This window comes from Microbacterium sp. MMO-56, from assembly GCF_037146215.1.
Taxonomy (GTDB): Bacteria; Actinomycetota; Actinomycetes; order Actinomycetales; family Microbacteriaceae; genus Microbacterium.
Genome location: NZ_JBBCVW010000005.1, coordinates 14,534 through 30,764 on the forward strand (window position 1 = coordinate 14,534; position 16,231 = coordinate 30,764).

General features: G+C 71.5%; 15 protein-coding genes. 12 read left to right on the forward strand and 3 right to left on the reverse strand.

Annotated features, from left to right (window positions below; all coding sequences use genetic code 11):
* Positions 1-9: 9 nt before the first annotated feature.
* The 3 genes from WFI00_RS06025 to WFI00_RS06035 are packed head-to-tail and all read left to right on the forward strand — an operon-like array spanning position 10 to position 2,016.
* Positions 10-459, forward strand: a complete 450-nt coding sequence (locus WFI00_RS06025; protein WP_336631429.1) for an FAS1-like dehydratase domain-containing protein — start codon at positions 10-12, stop codon at positions 457-459.
* Positions 456-878, forward strand: a complete 423-nt coding sequence (locus WFI00_RS06030) for a MaoC/PaaZ C-terminal domain-containing protein (RefSeq protein WP_336631430.1) — start codon at positions 456-458, stop codon at positions 876-878. The genes WFI00_RS06025 and WFI00_RS06030 overlap by 4 nt, the downstream gene beginning before the upstream one ends.
* A 1-nt stretch (position 879) precedes the next feature.
* Positions 880-2,016 carry a UDP-N-acetylmuramate dehydrogenase gene (locus tag WFI00_RS06035; RefSeq protein ID WP_336631431.1) on the forward strand — a complete coding sequence of 379 codons (1,137 nt, stop codon included), beginning with the start codon at positions 880-882 and terminating at the stop codon, positions 2,014-2,016.
* 52 nt (positions 2,017-2,068) lie between these two features.
* Here WFI00_RS06035 and WFI00_RS06040 read toward each other — a convergent pair whose 3' ends face one another.
* Both WFI00_RS06040 and aceB read right to left on the reverse strand, forming a co-directional pair.
* Entirely contained in the window at positions 2,069-3,268 is a 1,200-nt protein-coding gene (locus WFI00_RS06040) for a pyridoxal phosphate-dependent aminotransferase (RefSeq protein ID WP_336631432.1), read from the reverse strand.
* Positions 3,269-3,543: 275 nt separating this feature from the next.
* The gene (gene aceB / locus WFI00_RS06045) at positions 3,544-5,211 is read right to left on the reverse strand and encodes a malate synthase A (protein WP_336631433.1); all 1,668 of its coding nucleotides are present in this window, start codon (positions 5,209-5,211) and stop codon (positions 3,544-3,546) included.
* A 254-nt stretch (positions 5,212-5,465) separates the two neighbouring features.
* Here aceB and WFI00_RS06050 point away from each other — a divergent pair, with 254 nt between their 5' ends.
* Positions 5,466-6,956, forward strand: coding sequence for a helix-turn-helix domain-containing protein (locus tag WFI00_RS06050; RefSeq protein ID WP_336631434.1), 1,491 nt, complete (start codon positions 5,466-5,468; stop codon positions 6,954-6,956).
* Positions 6,957-7,092: 136 nt separating this feature from the next.
* On the opposite strand, the gene WFI00_RS06055 is transcribed toward WFI00_RS06050, so the two are convergent.
* Positions 7,093-7,740, reverse strand: a complete 648-nt coding sequence (locus WFI00_RS06055) for an amino acid deaminase (protein WP_336631435.1) — start codon at positions 7,738-7,740, stop codon at positions 7,093-7,095.
* A gap of 59 nt (positions 7,741-7,799) precedes the next feature.
* On the opposite strand from WFI00_RS06055, the gene WFI00_RS06060 reads away from it, so the two are divergent.
* The 8 genes from WFI00_RS06060 (at position 7,800) to WFI00_RS06095 (ending at position 16,096) form a co-directional block, all read left to right on the forward strand.
* Positions 7,800-8,480, forward strand: coding sequence for an HAD family hydrolase (locus WFI00_RS06060; protein WP_336631436.1), 681 nt, complete (start codon positions 7,800-7,802; stop codon positions 8,478-8,480).
* Positions 8,481-8,523: 43 nt separating this feature from the next.
* Positions 8,524-9,510 (forward strand): phosphate/phosphite/phosphonate ABC transporter substrate-binding protein, encoded by a 987-nt coding sequence (phnD, locus tag WFI00_RS06065; RefSeq protein ID WP_336631437.1) that lies wholly within the window; start codon positions 8,524-8,526, stop codon positions 9,508-9,510.
* Positions 9,507-10,325 (forward strand): phosphonate ABC transporter ATP-binding protein, encoded by an 819-nt coding sequence (gene phnC / locus WFI00_RS06070; protein ID WP_336631438.1) that lies wholly within the window; start codon positions 9,507-9,509, stop codon positions 10,323-10,325. Before phnD ends, phnC begins: the two co-directional genes overlap by 4 nt.
* Complete coding sequence (phnE, locus tag WFI00_RS06075) at positions 10,322-11,119, forward strand: phosphonate ABC transporter, permease protein PhnE (protein ID WP_336631439.1); 798 nt, start codon at positions 10,322-10,324, stop codon at positions 11,117-11,119. The genes phnC and phnE (WFI00_RS06075) overlap by 4 nt, the downstream gene beginning before the upstream one ends.
* A complete protein-coding gene (gene phnE, locus WFI00_RS06080) occupies positions 11,116-11,940 on the forward strand; it encodes a phosphonate ABC transporter, permease protein PhnE (protein ID WP_336631440.1) in 825 nt (274 codons plus the stop codon). Before phnE (WFI00_RS06075) ends, phnE (WFI00_RS06080) begins: the two co-directional genes overlap by 4 nt.
* Positions 11,930-12,787 carry a MurR/RpiR family transcriptional regulator gene (locus tag WFI00_RS06085; RefSeq protein WP_336631441.1) on the forward strand — a complete coding sequence of 286 codons (858 nt, stop codon included), beginning with the start codon at positions 11,930-11,932 and terminating at the stop codon, positions 12,785-12,787. The genes phnE (WFI00_RS06080) and WFI00_RS06085 overlap by 11 nt, the downstream gene beginning before the upstream one ends.
* Before the next feature lie 274 nt (positions 12,788-13,061).
* Positions 13,062-14,921, forward strand: a complete 1,860-nt coding sequence (locus WFI00_RS06090; RefSeq protein WP_336631442.1) for a glycoside hydrolase family 3 protein — start codon at positions 13,062-13,064, stop codon at positions 14,919-14,921.
* Positions 14,922-14,959: 38 nt separating this feature from the next.
* Positions 14,960-16,096: a LacI family DNA-binding transcriptional regulator gene (locus WFI00_RS06095; protein WP_336631443.1), complete on the forward strand. Its 1,137-nt coding sequence runs from the start codon at positions 14,960-14,962 to the stop codon at positions 16,094-16,096.
* Positions 16,097-16,231: the final 135 nt, after the last annotated feature.

A 16,231-nucleotide genomic window follows, 5' to 3' on the forward strand; every position in this document is an offset into this window, starting at 1 on the left:
GATCGAGGCGTGTCCGTGAATCCTGAGCTCGTCGGCCGATCGTTCCCGCCGACGGCACCGTATCTGGTCGGCCGGGAGAAGGTCCGCGAGTTCGCGCGAGCCGTCTTCGCCGATGACCCCCAGCACGTCGATCCCGAGGCGGCCCGCGCGCTCGGCTACGCCGACATCGTCGCTCCGCCGACCTTCGCGATGGTCGTCCAGGACCTCACGCTGCAGCAGCTGCTCGAGACGCCCGACTCCGGCATCGCGCTGGAGCGCACCGTCCACGCCGAGCAGCGCTTCCGCTACACGCGCCCGATCGTCGCCGGCGACGAGCTCGTCGCCCAGCTGCAGATCACGAACGTACGGCCCTTCGGCAAGGGCGCGATGATCACGAGCGAGGCGGAGATCTCGGATGCCGACGGCGGCCACGTCGTGACGGCCACCTCCGTGCTGCTCGTCGGAGGGGAAGACGCATGACCACGCCCGCAGTCGCCTCGCTCGCCGTCGGCGACGTGGTCGCCGAACGCCCCGTACACCTCACGCGCGAGTCCCTCGTGCGCTACGCGGGCGCATCCGGTGACTTCAATCCGATCCACTACCGCGACGATGTCGCCGCACGCGTGGGTCTCCCCGGCGTACTCGCGCACGGCATGCTCACGATGGGCCTCGCCGTCGAGACCATCGTCGGCTGGCTCGGCGACTCCGGACGCATCAGCGAGTACGGTGTCCGTTTCACCCGACCGGTCGTCGTCGACGCCGAGAACGGCGCCGACCTCGTCGTCACCGCCAAGGTCGGCGCGATCGACGAGACGTCCGCCCGCATCGACCTGACCGTCGCCGTCGACGGCACCACCGTGCTCGGCAAAGCCCAGGTGCGCGTGCGCCTGGACGGCTGAGATGCCCGAGATCGAGCCGGTCCCCGTCGCGCAGCTGACCACGCTGCGCACGGGCGGCGTTCCCACACGCATGATCGAGGCTCGCACGCGCGACGAGCTGGTCTCGTCGTTGCGGAGCCTGTGGGCCGAGGGCGAGCCGTGGCTCGTCATCGGCGGCGGCTCCAACCTCCTCGTCGGCGACGAGCCGTTCGACGGCGCCGTCGTCCTCGTCCGCACGAACGGGATCGAGCGCGTCGGCGGAGCGCCCGCAGGGCGTGCCCGCCTCCGCGTCGAGGCGGGGCACGACTGGGACGAGCTGGTCGCGCACACCGTGCAGGAAGGGCTCGCCGGGATCGAGGCGATGAGCGGCATCCCGGGGCGAGCGGGGGCCGCGCCGATCCAGAACGTCGGCGCGTACGGGCAGGAGATCGTCGAGACGCTGGTCGACGTCGATCTGCTGGACGAGGCCACCGGCGAGATCGAGACAGTGCCCGCGGCCGAGCTCGGCCTGGGGTTCCGCACCTCGGTGCTGAAGGCCCACTACGGCAGCGTCCCGGAGCGCAGCGGCGTCATCCTCTCGATCACACTCGAGCTCGAGGAGGTCGGGCACGGCGAGTTCCCGGTGCGCGGCGTGCAACTCCGCCAGGCGCTCGGCATGCCCGACGGTGCGTCCGCCACGCTTCGCGGCATCCGCGACACGGTCCTGTCGACGCGGTCGCGGAAGGGCATGGTCCTCGACGATGCCGATCCCGACACGCACAGCGCGGGATCGTTCTTCCAGAACGCCATCGTCTCGGCATCCTTCGCGCGCACGCTGCCTCCGGAGTGCCCGCGGTGGCCGCTCGCCCCGCGCCTCGATCCGGTGACGGTCATCCCGCTCGCGGCGTACGACGGCGTCGTCGCGCCGCCGGTGTCGGTCCAGCCGGACGTCAAGGTCAGTGCGGCGTGGCTGATCGAGCACGCGGGGCTCGGCAAGGGGTTCCATCTGCCGCGATCGCGGGCCGCCCTGTCGAGCAAGCACGCGCTGGCGCTCACCAACCGCGGCGGTGCCACCGCGGGTGAGGTCGCCGAACTCGCCCGGTTCATCCGGCAGCGGGTGCAGTCGGAGTTCGGGCTCACCCTGCAGCCCGAACCCGTGCTGGTCGGCGTCGAGCTCTAGTCCGCGCGGTCCCGGAGTTCCGCGTCCGCGCGGTGCTGTGAGCCCGCGCGGATCAGCCGAACAGGCGCTGCAGGCGCTGCACGCCCTCGAGGAGCTGATCGTCGCCGAGCGCGTACGAGAGCCGGAGGTAGCCCGACGGGCCGAACGCCTCGCCCGGGACGACCGCGACCTCGGCCTTCTCGAGGATGAGATCGGCGAGTTCGAGCGACGTGTCGACGCGCGTGCCGTTCCACTCTCGCCCGAGCAGCCCCGACACATCGGGGTACACGTAGAACGCGCCGAGCGGGTTGGGTACCGTCACGCCCTCGATCTTCGCGAGCTCCGCAACGATGAGCCGACGGCGGCGATCGAAGGCCAGGCGCATCTCCTCGGCCTCCGTCTGCGGTCCGGTGAGAGCGGCCAGCGCCGCGCGCTGCGCGATGTTGTTGACGTTCGAGCTCAGATGGGACTGCAGGTTGGCGGCCGCCTTGATCGCGTCGGCCGGGCCGACCATCCAGCCCACGCGCCACCCCGTCATGGCGTAGGTCTTGGCGACGCCGTTGACGAGGATCGTCTGCCTCGCCAGGTCGGGCACCGCCTCCACGATCGACACGGCGCGGACCCCCTCGTAGACGAGGTTCTGGTAGATCTCGTCGGTGATCACCCAGATGCCGTGCTCGAGCGCCCACTCGCCGATGGCGGTGGTCTCCTCGGGCGTGTAGACGGAGCCCGTCGGGTTGGAGGGCGACACGAACACGAGCGCGGTCGTCCGGTCGGTGCGGGCCGCCTCGAGCTGCTCGACGGTGACCTTGTAGTCCTGATCGGCGCCGGCGAACACCTCGACGGGAACGCCGTCGGCGAGGGCGATCGCCTCGGGGTAGGTCGTCCAGTAGGGCGCGGGCAGCAGCACCTCGTCGCCCGGGTTCACGACCGCCTGGAACGCCTGGTAGACGGCCTGCTTCCCGCCGTTGGTCACGATGATCTGGCTCGGCGAGACCTCGAGCCCCGAGTCGCGCAAGGTCTTGGCGGCGATCGCCTCGCGCAGCACCGGGAGTCCGGCCGCGGGCGTGTAGCGGAAGTTGGCGGGGTCGCGCAGAGCCTCCGCTGCGGCGTCCACGATGAACTGCGGCGTCGGGAAGTCGGGCTCGCCGGCGGCGTAGGAGATGACCGGGCGGCCCTCCGCCTTCAGGGCCTTGGCCTTGGCATCGACCTTGAGGGTCGCCGACTCGGCGATGGCGGACAGCTTCCGGGACAGAGGGGCGCGTTCGGTCACGCCCCCAGCGTAGTCGGACGCCCCTCGCGCCGAGACCCGCGTGTCGCGTCGAGACCCGCGTCTTGCGTCGGGACCCGGGTCCGGCGTCGAGACCGGCGTCCGGCGTCAAGACCCGGGTTCCGCGTCGAGACCGGCGTCCGGCGTCGAGACCGGCGGCGGCGTCGCGGGTCTCGACGCGCGGACGCGGTCTCGACGGTCCACGGCGGACAGGCGGACGGGCGGACGGGCGGACGAACGGAGGGGCGGATGCCGCAGCATCCGCCCCCCGCCCGCGCTCAGTCCTCGTCGGTGAGGTACTGGGCGTAGGCCCCGAGAGTGAGGAACGTCGGGAACTCCTCCCCGAGCGCCACATCGCGGAAGATCGCCGCCGCGTCGTCGAAGCGGTCCCCCTCGCGTCGCTCCACCTCGCCGAGCACCCGGTCGATCAGGCCCTCGATGTATTCCCGGGTGATCTTCGTGCCGTCCTGGGTCGAGCGGTCCTGGTGGATCCACTGCCACACCTGCGAGCGGCTGATCTCCGCCGTGGCAGCGTCCTCCATCAGGTTGTCGATCGCGACGGCGCCCAGTCCGCGCAGCCACGCCTCCATGTAGCGGATCGCGACCGACACGTTCGCATACACGCCCTGGGCCGAGATCGGCAGGCCGATGTGCACATCGATGAGCTGCGAGGCCTGCACGCTCACCTCGGGCCGCTGCCGGTCGAGCTGGTTCGGGCGCTCGCCGAGCACCGCGTCGAACTCGGCCTGCGCCACCGGGATGAGGTCGGGGTGGGCCACCCAGGTCCCGTCGAAGCCGTCGCCGGCCTCGCGCTTCTTGTCCGCCGACACCTTCTCGAAGGCCTGCGCCGTCACCTCGGGGTCGCGGCGGTTGGGGATGAACGCGCTCATCCCGCCGATCGCGAAGGCGCCCCGCTTGTGGCAGGTCTTCACCAGCAGCTCGGTGTAGACGCGCATGAACGGGACGGTCATGGTCACCTGGCTGCGGTCGGGCAGGACGAACCGTGCCCCGCGCCCGCGATAGTTCTTGATCATCGAGAAGATGTAGTCCCATCGCCCGGCGTTCAGGCCCGCGACGTGGTCCCGCAGGGCGAAGAGGATCTCCTCCATCTCGAACGCGGCCGGCAGCGTCTCGATGAGCACGGTGGCACGGATCGTGCCGTGCGGGATGCCGATGTACTCCTCGCTGAAGGTGAAGACGTCGTCCCACAGCTGAGCCTCTTCGGCCGATTCGATCTTCGGCAGGTAGAAGTACGGGCCCACGCCGTTCTCGATGAGCTGCGCCGCGTTGTGGAAGAAGTACAGGCCGTAGTCGACGAGCGAGCCGGATGCCGCCATGCGGCGCCCCGCGCGATCGGTGAACTCGATGTGCTTCTCGGTCAGGTGCCAACCCCGCGGGCGCATCACGATCGTCGGGGTGTGCTCGGCGGTGACGCGGTACTCCTTGCCCTCGGGCGACGTGTACGTGAGTCGTCCGCGGATCGCGTCGTGGAGCGACAGCTGACCCTCGATCACGTTCCGCCAGGTCGGGCTCGTGGCGTCCTCCTGATCCGCGAGCCAGACCCTCGCCCCGGAGTTGAGCGCGTTGATGGTCATCTTCGGGTCGGTGGGTCCGGTGATCTCGACGCGGCGGTCTTCGAGGCCGGGCCCGGCGCCAGCGACCCGCCACTCGGCGTCCTCGCGGATGTGCGCGGTGTCGGCGCGGAACTGCGGATCGTGGCCGTTGCCGATCTCGAAGCGGCGGCGCATGCGGTCCGCCAGGCGATCGTGGCGCCGGCCCGCGAAACGCGCGTGGAGTTCGGTGAGGAAGGCGAGCGCGCCCGGCGTGAGGATCTCGTCGTAGCGCGGACGGAGCGGCCCCGTGACGGAGATCGCGGTGGTCGGGATCGGCCCGGTGGTCGGGCGGTCGGTCGTGGTGGGCGCGAAGCCCGTGGCGGTGGGAGTCATGGCCCTGTCTTTCTGTGTCGCATCTGCGGGTGGTGGGGACGGGCCCCCTCGGCGGGTGGTGCCGACGAGGGGCCGTCCTGCCACTGGATCAGTGGAACTGCGAAGCCGAGGTGTGGTGCACCGGGCCGGTGCGCTCCGTCGAGGGTGAGGCTCGGTGGGGCGTGAGTCCACTGTGCGTGAAGAACGCGGGCCGGCCGTACCAAATCGATCGAGAAGTTTTGCCGATCTTCTGTTTTCGTGACACACTTCCCGTCATGACGAACACCGACGTTCTCGGCCCCGCGGGCACGGCCTCCGACGAGGCCGACTCCGAGCGCGAGGCCGATGCCCTGACGATCGGGCGCCGCATCCGCCAGCTGCGGACCGCGCGCGGGATGACGCTCGACGAACTCGCCACCGCCGTCGAGCGCGCCCCCAGCCAGCTGTCGATGATCGAGACCGGCAAGCGCGAACCCAAGCTGACCCTGCTGCGCACCATCGCGCGCGCCCTGGGGGCCACGGTCGACCAGCTGCTCGAGGCGGAGACGCTCGACGAGCGCGCGACGCTCGAGATCGCCCTCGAGCGGGCGATGAAGGGGCAGACCTTCCGCGCGCTCGGGATCGAGCCGTTCCGGATCGGCAAGTCCCTGCCGGATGACGCGTTGCGGGCCATGCTCGCCCTGCAGGGCGAGATCGAACGACTCGGCGACGAACGGTCGGCGACCCCCGAGGAGGCGCGTCGCGCCAACGTGGAGCTGCGTCACCTCATGCGTCGCGAGCACAACTACTTCGCCGACCTGGAGGAGCAGGCGCGCGGAATCCTGCGGGCCGTCGACCACCCGGGAGGGCCCCTGACCCAGCGGAACGCGTCGGACATCGCCGCCCACCTGGGCTTCTCCCTGCACTACGTGCCCGACCTGCCGGCGTCGACCCGTTCGGTCGCCGACATCAAGAACGGTCGGCTCTACCTGTCGAGCACCGTGCCGGCGAAGGGCGACTCGCGCACCGCCGTGCTGCAGGCGCTCGCCAGCCGCATCCTCGGGCACAGCGAGCCTCGCTCGTACGCGGAGTTCCTGCGTCAGCGTGTCGAGACCAACTACCTCACCGGCGCCCTGCTCATCCCCGAAGACCACGCCGTTCCTGGGCTGGTGGAGGCGAAGTCCCGCCGAGCCCTGTCGATCGAGGATCTTCGCGACACCTACTCGGTCTCCTACGAGACGGCGGCCCACCGCTTCACCAACCTCGCGACCCGGCACCTGGGCATCGCGGTGCACTTCTTGAAGGTGCACGAGTCGGGCACCATCACCAAGGCGTACGAGAACGACGACGTGAACTTCCCCGCCGACCGTCTGGGGTCGATCGAGGGGCAGATGTGCTGCCGACGCTGGACGAGCCGGGTCGTGTTCGACATCCCGGACAAGTTCAACCCGTACTACCAGTACACCGACACCGGCAACGGCACGTACTGGTGCACCGCGCGCGTCGAGGGGTCGAGCGAGGGCGCCCACTCGGTGTCGGTCGGGGTGCGCTTCGACGACACTAAGTGGTTCCTCGGGCGGGAGACCACCAACCGCGGCCTGTCGCGGCACGCCGTCGAGGTCTGCTGCCGCCGAGCACCCGCCGAGCTCGAGTCGACGTGGCGCGATCAGGCGTGGCCGAACGTCCGCACGCCCAGGACCCTTCTCGCGACCCTGCCGACGGGGTCGTTCCCGGGTGTCGACACCACCGATCTGTACGAGTTCCTCGACGCTCACGCCCCGGGGTGACCCACGGGCGGGGGAGTGGTGCCCGTCGTCGGACCGGTGGGGCAGATGTCACCCGGTGAGCACTCGCAGACGCCGTCCGCCCCACCGTTCCGACGACGGGTCGCGTCATCGACGCGGCGACGCCGTGACGTCGGGGTCAGGCCACGGCGTTCCACCGCAGTCGGCCGTCCGCCCGCCCCGTGACGACGTCGGGTGAGGTGACCGGGAAGGTCGTGATGAGGCGCCCGCCGACCTCGTAGGCGAGGGCGAAGGGTCCCGACGGTGCGTATCGGGCGACGGCGATGCGGGCCACCGTGTCGCCGAGGTCTTCCTCGTGCACGGTGGCGGTCGTGAGCAGGGCGCTCGCCGCGGCGTCGACGCGGGCCAGCAGGGTGTCCGGCCGCGTCCACGGCAGGAAGGCGTCGGCATCCAGGCCGTAGGCCCGGGCGAGTGCGCCGTCGAGCCAGCGCTCCCGCTTGAGGCCGTACGGGGTGGGCTCCGTCGACAGCAGGTAGCCGTAGACGTGCAGCAGGCCCGCGTTGCCCACCGGGAACGTCGCGGAGATGCCCGCCCGCGTGTGCAGCTGATCGAACAGCCCCACCGTCACCACGGCCGACCCCGTGTTCTCGTCGATCACTGTCGACCGACCCCATCGATCGAAGCGGCCTGCTGCCGCGTCGGCGTCGATCGACGCGCCGAGCCAGGGGAGCATCGCGATCGCAGCGGAGGCGTCGTCGCTCGCGGCGGCCTCGATCAGTCGCGCGTGCTCTCCAGCTTTTACCTGATGTTCATCTGCTGTGGTCATTACGTCCACGATTGTCCTTCACCATGGACGAAGCGTCCACCCATCCCCGAAGGAGTCCCGTGCCTCGTCCCATCCTCATCTTCGACTTCGACGGCACCGTCGCCCTCGGCGACGGCCCCGTGCGAGCCTATGCGCGCGCCGTGGCCGCCGAGGCCGGACTCGCGCCGTCGTTCGTCGACGATGTCGTGGCGGGTCTGGCCGCGACCGAGGACGGCGGGAGCACCGAGGTCGTCGACCCGGATGCCATCGACGCCTACGACCTGGTGCGTGTGCGGGCGACCGCGGCCGGTGCGAGCGCCGACGACCTCGCTCGCGGATACGCGGCCAGTCGCGCCCGCCTCGCCACGGACGACGCCCCCATCGTCGCACCGGCCGGGCTCGCGGACTTCCTCTCCTCCGTCGATGCCGAGCGCGTGCTCGTCACGAACGCGCCGGGCGTACGCATCAGCGAAGCCCTCGTCGCCCTCGGCCTCGAGGGCCTGTTCGACCGCGTCGTCGTCGACGCGGGCAAGCCCGGGGGGCTCGCCGCCCTGCTCGACGGGCTCGGCGCCGCCGACGTCCTCGCGGTGGGCGACATCTGGCGCAACGACCTCGCGCCGGCTCACGAGCGCGGCCACGCCACGGCGCTGGTCGGGGGATACCCCGACCCCGCGGCGACCCCCGACTTCCAGGCCCGCACCCTTCCCGACCTCCTCCCCGCCCTCACCGACTGGGTGCGCGCTCGCGCGCTCGCCCGCTGACCGCTCCCGACCCCCCGCATCACCCGACCCCGAAGGAACCCTCATGCGCATCACCCGCTCCCGCCTCGCGGCGACCGCCGCGACGGCGCTCGCCGCCACCGCCCTCCTCGCCGGCTGCTCCACCGGCTCCGCCGGCTCCGACGCGTCGGGCTCGGCCGCCCCCGCCGACCCGAGCTCGCTCGTGCTCGCCCTCGTCCCCTCGCAGGATCAGGCCGGCCTGGTCGACACCGCCAAGCCGCTCACCGACATGCTCAGCGACACCCTCGGCATCCCCGTCACCGGAGTCGTGTCGAAGGACTACCAGGCCGCCGTCGAGGCGATGGGCGCCGACCAGGCGCAGATCGGCTTCCTGCCGTCGCTCCAGCTGTGGCAGGCGAGCGACCGCTACGGGGCGAAGGTCGTCCTGCAGACCGAGCGCAACGGCGCCATCACCTATCCCGCCCAGTTCATGACGAACGACCCCGCCAAGTACTGCGCCGACACCCCCGTCGACAAGGACGGGATGCTGTACTGCAACGGTACCGATACCCTCGCGACCCCGAGCGGCCTCGACGCCATCACGAAGGTGACGGGCGCGAAGGTCGCCGTGCTGGGTCCCGGCTCGCCCGCCGGCTACATCTACCCGATGCTCGCGCTGAAGGATGCCGGAGTCGACATCGACAACGGCTTCCAGAAGATCCCGGTGACGGCCAACGACGCCTCGGTCATGGCCGTCTACAAGGGCGACGCCGAGGTCGGCTTCAGCTTCTGGGACGCGCGCACGATCGTGAAGAAGGACACCCCCGACGTCGGCCAGAAGGTCGTCGTGTTCGCCCTGAGCGACCCCATCCCCAACGACGGCGTCGCGGTCTCGTCGACCCTCTCCCCGGAGCTTCAGGACAAGATCAGCACGGCGCTCGCGGACTACTCGAACACCGAGGCGGGCTCCGCGGTCCTGAAGAGCATCTACTCCATCACGAAGCTCGCTCCCGCCGACCCCGCGTCGCTCGACGTCGTCGCCCGCGCCGCCCAGCAGCTGGGACTGCAGTGACCTCTCCCGTCCCCGCCCAGGGCACCGAGGCTGCGGCCTCGGTGCCCTGGGGCATCCGCCTCGACGGGGTCTCCGTCCGCTATCCGAACGGCACCGTGGGGCTGCGCGGCGTGGACCTCGAGATCGCCCCGGGCGAGATGGTCTGCATCGTCGGCCTCTCCGGCTCGGGCAAGTCGACGCTCATCCGCACGATCAACGGCCTCGTGCCCGTGACCGAAGGGACCGTCACCGTCGGGGGGCAGCGCGTCGACACGGCCCGCGGCGGTCGACTGCGGTCGCTGCGCGGACAGATCGGCATGGTCTTCCAGGGGTTCAACCTCGCCGGACGCACCTCCGTGCTCAACAACGTGCTGGTCGGCCGGCTCACCCACACGCCGCGGTGGCGCACCCTGGTGGGGGCGTATCGCGACGCGGACAGGCGGGTCGCCTTCGAGGCGCTCGACCGCGTCGGCATCCTGTCGAAGGTGTGGGAACGCGCCTCGGCGCTGTCCGGGGGTCAGCAGCAGCGTGTCGCCATCGCCCGCGCCCTCGCGCAGCAGCCCCGGATCGTCCTGGCCGACGAGCCGGTCGCGAGTCTCGACCCGCCCACGGCGCACGGCGTGATGGGTGACCTGCGGCGGATCAACGCCGACCTCGGCATCACCGTGCTCGTCAACATCCACCTGCTCGACCTCGCGCGTCAGTACGGGGCGCGCATCATCGGCATGCGCGCCGGCGAGGTGGTGTTCGACGGTCCGGCTGCGAGTGCGACGGACGCGGACTTCGAGCACATCTACGGTCGCTCGCTCACCGGCGACGATCGGCTGGATCGATGAGCGCGGCACTCGCGGTCCCTCCTCGCCCGCGGGGCCGCGCGGGAGCGTGGATCGCTGTGGCCGTCGTCGCGGCGATCACGGTGATCACGTGCCTGCCGGGCATCGGCGTCGGACTCGACCTCGCTCCGATCCTCGCCAATTGGCGCAACGGAGCGGACAAGGTCGTCGCCCTGCTCACGCCCGACTGGGCGTTCTTCCCGCGCACGGTCGCGCCGATGATCGAGACGCTGCAGATGGCGGTCCTCGGCACCGTCGTGGGCGCGGCGGTCTCGCTGCCGCTGTCGTTCTGGGCGGCGCGCCCCACGAATCCGCATCCCGTGTTCCGGGGCGCGGTGCGGGCGTTCCTCAACGTCGTGCGGGCCGTTCCCGAACTCGTCTACGCCGCCGTGCTCGTCGCGATGGTCGGAGTCGGCGCCCTCCCGGGCATCCTGGCCCTCGCGATCTTCAACATCGGCATCGTCGTCAAACTCGTCTCCGAATCGATCGACGCGACGGATGCCGGCGCCATCGAGGCGGGTCGCGCCGCCGGCGGCACCCAGGCCCAGATCAACCGCGCCATCGCGCTTCCGGATGCCTGGCCCGCGTTCGTCTCGCAGACGCTCTACGTGTTCGAGCTGAACGTGCGCGCCTCGACGGTCCTCGGGCTCGTCGGTGCCGGCGGCATCGGCCTGCTCATCGACGCGGTGCGCACCTTCTACCGCTACGACCAGCTCTCGCTCATCATCCTCGAGGTGCTCGTCGTCGTCATCGCGATCGACCTGGTGAGCGATGCGATCCGCCGGAGGCTCGTATGACCGTCCTCGCCCCCCGCACGCCGACGGCGGTGCGGGTCCCTCCGCGCCCCCGGTCGCCGTGGCGGATGCTCGCCGCGATCGTCGTGACCGTCGTGGTCGTCGTCGCCTTCTGGTCCGTGCAGGTCTCGTGGGACCGGCTCGCCGACCTCCCCGCCGACATCGGCCGCTACCTCTGGCTCATGTTCTCCGCGCCGGAGTGGTCGAAGCTGCCCGAGGCGCTCTGGCAGACGTGGCGGAGCATCGAGATGGCCTGGGTGGGGACCGTCCTCGGCATCCTGATCGCGACGCCGCTCAGCCTCCTCGCCGCTCGCGGGTTCGGACCGGCGTGGCTGCGGGGCATCCTCCGGCTCGTCTTCTCCGTCATCCGTGCCGTCCCCGAGCTGATCATCGCGATCATCATCCTGTCGGTCACAGGACTCACGCCCCTGACGGGTGCGCTCGCGCTCGCCGTCAACGGTGTCGGCACCCTCGGCAAGTGGGGGTACGAGGCCGTCGAGGCCGTGCCGCCGGGCCCCATCGAGGCCGCGCGCGCGGCGGGCGGGTCGACGGGGCAGGTGCTGCGCTGGGGCGTGTGGCCGCAGGCGCAGCCGGTGTTCCTGTCGTTCTGGCTCTACCGCTTCGAGATCAATGTGCGCTCGTCGGCGGTCCTGGGCCTCATCGGCGTCGGCGGCATCGGCGATATGCTGACGTCCTACACCCAGTACCGGGAGTGGTCCACCGTGGGGATGCTGCTCATCGTGGTCATCGTCGTGACGATGGCGATCGATGCCGTGAGCGGCATGCTCCGCCGGCGAATCATGGAGGGCCCGCGTGTCCGTTGACGCACCGACGACGGTGCGCATCGCCGCGATGCGCAACACGCTCCAGCCCACCGAGCGGCGGGTGGCCGACCTGATCGTGGCCGAACCCGACGCCGTCGTCGAGCTCACGGCGCAACAGCTGGCAGAGCGCGCGGGCGTCGCCCGCTCGTCCGTCGTGCGTGCCTGTCAGTCTCTCGGGTACCGCGGGTACCCGCAGCTGCGGGTGGCTCTCGCGGCGGAGCTCGGCGCGCAGCCCCCGCACGACGACGACCACGGCGACGGCCCCCTGGGTGAGATCCGCGCGGCCCTCGCCCGGACGGCGCAGGGACTCGCGAGCGCGACCGGCATGATGTCGGACGGCGACATCGCCGACGCCGTGCGGATGGTCGCCGAGGCCTCCCGCCTGTTGGTGATCGCCAACGGACTGTCCGCGCCGGTCGCGAGCGATCTGGCCATGCGGCTCACCGCCGTCGGACGCCCCGCCGAGGTGATCCCCGATGCGATCGCCCAGCAGATCGCGGCGCGTCAGCTGTCCTCCGCCGACGTGTGCGTCGTGGTCAGCGGGTCGGGAGCGAACGTGTCGAGTCTGCGCGCGGCCGCCGGGGCGCGAGACGCCGGAGCCCGCGTGGTCGCGGTCACCTCCTTCGCCTCGTGCCCGCTGGCGGACCTGTCCGACCTGTCTCTGGTGATCGCCCCGACCGGCGTGAGCTTCCGTGAGGAGCTCGCCCACACCTCGCGGGTCGCCCACGCGGCGTTCGTGGAGGCGTTCGTCGACACCGTCGCCGGCGCCCTCGGCGAGCGGGCCCGGGCCGTCCGCGCCCAGGTTCTGGGCATCCTCTCCGACAACCTGGACGACGCCTCGATCTGACGTCCGAGGTGGGCGTCGGGTCGGGGTCCGGGTGCCGGTCGTCGGACCGGTGGGGCTGGTGTCACCCCGTGGCGTCTCGTCGGCTTCGCCCGCCCCATCTCTCCGACGACCGGCGCGGGTCCCGGCGCCGCGCCACAGCCGGGGGAGTGACGAGGAGGGGGGTTGACCGGAGTTAAGCGCATAACTAGCGTGGATGACGAACACGATGACGAACAAGAAGTGCCCCGTTCGAAGACGAACCATTCGCCCGCACTCCGCCCGAGAAAGGCATCCGATGACACCCTCCCTCTCCACCGCCCCCGACGGCACCCGCTTCCGCGACCTCAACGGCAACGGCGTCATGGACCCCTACGAGGACCCGCGCCTCAGCCCCGAGGAACGCGCCGACGACCTGGTCGGGCGGATGAGCCTCGAGGAGAAGTGCGGCCTGATGTTCCAGACCGTCATCGAGGTCGGCGCCGACGGCGAGCTGCTTGAGGCCCCCGGCTTCATCTCGAAGTCGCCGACCACGACCGTCGTCGTCGGCAAGAACCTCTCGCACTTCAACGTCCACGCGATCCGCAGCGCGCGGCAGGCGGCCGTGTGGAACAACAATCTGCAGGCGCTCGCCGAGCAGACCCCGCACGGCGTGCCGGTCACCATCAGCACGGATCCCCGGCACGCCTTCGTCGAGAACACCGGGGTGGGATTCGCCGCCGGCCCCTTCTCGCAGTGGCCGGAGGGGCTCGGCCTCGCCGCGATCGACGACGTCGAGACGGTGCGCGAGTTCGCCGACATCGCCCGCCGCGAGTACCGCGCCGTGGGCATCCGCGCGGCCCTGCATCCGCAGATCGATCTGGCGACCGAGCCCCGGTGGGGCAGGCAGGCGCAGACGCTCGGCCAGGACGCGCAGCGCGTCGCGGAGTTCACGGCCGCCTATCTGCAGGGCTTCCAGGGCGACGAGCTCGGCGTCGACAGCGTCGCCTGCACGACGAAGCACTTCCCCGGCGGGGGCCCGCAGAAGGACGGCGAGGACGCGCACTTCCCGTACGGACGCGAGCAGGTCTACCCGGGCGGGATGTTCGAGTACCACCTGGAGCCCTTCCGCGAGGCGATCCGCCGCGGCACGGCCGCGATGATGCCGTACTACGGGATGCCCGTCGGGCTCGAACGCGGCGGCGAGCACATCGAGGAGGTCGGCTTCGGCTACAACCGCCAGATCGTCACCGACCTGCTCCGGGGCGAGCTCGGCTTCGACGGGGTCGTCGTCACCGACTGGGAGCTCGTCAACGACAACCACGTCGGCGACCAGGTGCTGCCCGCCCGGGCCTGGGGCGTCGAGGAGCTCACGCCCGCAGAGCGGATGGCGAAGATCCTCGATGCCGGCGCCGACCAGTTCGGCGGCGAGGAGTGCGTCGATCTGCTGATCGACCTCGTCCGCTCGGGCCGGGTCGCCGAGGAGCGCGTCGACGCCTCGGCGCGGCGCATCCTGCTCGTGAAGTTCCGGCTCGGCCTCTTCGACGACCCCTACGTCGACCCCGACGAGGCCGAGCGCATCGTCGGCAACGCCGACTTCCGGGCGCAGGGCGAGCGCGCGCAGGCGCGATCGCTGACGCTGCTCGTCAACCGCGAGGATGCCACCGGAGCGCCGACGCTGCCGCTGCGGCCCGTCGCTCGGGTGTACGTCGAAGGGTTCCGGCCCGAGGACGTCGCCGAGCTCGGCGAGCTCGTCGCGGATCCGGCGGATGCGGATCTCGCCCTCGTGCGGCTCGGCGCCCCGTTCGACCCCCGCGATGACCTGTTCCTCGAGGCCTGGTTCCACCAGGGCTCGCTCGAGTTCCCGCCTGGCCGGGTCTACCGGATGCGACGCATCGCCGAGCAGTGCCCCCTCGTGATCGTCGCGAACCTCGACCGCGCCGCCGTGCTGACGCCGTTCGCGGAGTTCGCGTCGGCGATCGCCGCCGACTTCGGCAGTTCGGGGGCCGCCGTGCTGGACGCGCTGACCGGCCGGATCGCGCCGGAGGGCCGGCTTCCGGTGGAGCTTCCGCGGTCGATGGACGCCGTGCGCGCCTCGCGCGAGGATGTACCGTCGGATACGGAGGACCCGCTCTTCCCGGTCCACTTCGGACTGACCCTGGGGGCCGCGCGCGCGTAGGGGGCGGGGGCGGCCTGCGTCACGAGGAGGACACGACCATGTCGGATCCGCCTGTGCCGCCGCACCGGCCCACCGTCTACGACGTCGCGCAGGAGGCGGGGGTCTCCATCGCCTCGGTGTCCTTCGCCTTCCGGCATCCCGATCGCCTGTCCGTGTCGACGCGCGATCGTGTGCTGGCCGCCGCGCGCCGGCTCGGCTACGCGCCGAGTGCCGCGGCGCGCGGGCTCGCGCGGGGTCGCACCGGGACCCTCGGCCTGCACGCGTTCGACCTGATGCTCGAGCGCGCCGATCCGGGGGAGCGGGCCGATCCGTCCGAGCGCGCGCACCGACCTCCGCTGGGCGCGGGGGTGATCCCGTGGGGCCTCAGCGACGACGAGCCGCTGTCGGATCCGCGCGCGTTCCCGCTCTACGTCGACGAGGTGCAGCGCGGCTTCGCCCTCGAATGCTGGATGCTCGGGCGCCCCGTCATGATCTCGAGCGGGACGGACAGCGACGTCTCGGTCGCCGACACCGCCGGACGCGTCGACGGTCTGGCGATCTTCCCCTCCGCAGCCCTGCCGTCGGCGCTGGCCCGGCTGCCGGTCGCCATGCCCACGGTGCTCTTCAGCGTCGCACCCGACGACGATCCGTACCACCGCGTCCGGGTGGACAACCGCGGGGGCATGCGCGACATCGTCGACCATCTCGTGGAGACCCACGGGATCGACGACATCGCGTTCGTCGGACGCCTCGAGAGCAGCGACGGGATCGAACGCTTCGCCGAGTACGAGGCGTCGTTGCGCCGCCGGGGACTGCGACCGCGGCCGGAGCCGATCGATGCGACCGTCCAGGGCGACCACCGTCTCGTCGAGCAGCTGCACGCCCTGATCGACGGCGGCGCCTTGCCCGCCGCCCTGGTCTGCTCGACCGATCAGCACGCCCTCCTCGCGATCGACGTGCTGCGCGCGCAGGGTCTCCAGGTGCCCGCCGACGTCGTCGTGACGGGGTTCGACGGCATCCTGGCGGGACGGCTGAGCACGCCCACCCTCACGACCGTGCGTCAGCCCATGGAGGCGATGGGGCGCGCTGCGGCGCGCATCCTGGCCGGCCATGCGGGAGCCCCGCCCGAGGGCGAGACCCGGTTCGATGCCGTCTTCGCGCCCCGGCTCGTCGTCCGGCAGAGCTGCGGCTGCTGACCCCCACCTGCCCGATGGCGTGCTCGTCGTCGGACCGGTGGGGCGGGTGTCGCCTCCGGGGTGTCGGCAGACCCCGCTCGCCCCACCGATCCGACGACCGGCCCCCGGATCCCCGCGACCGGCCCCCGAATCCCC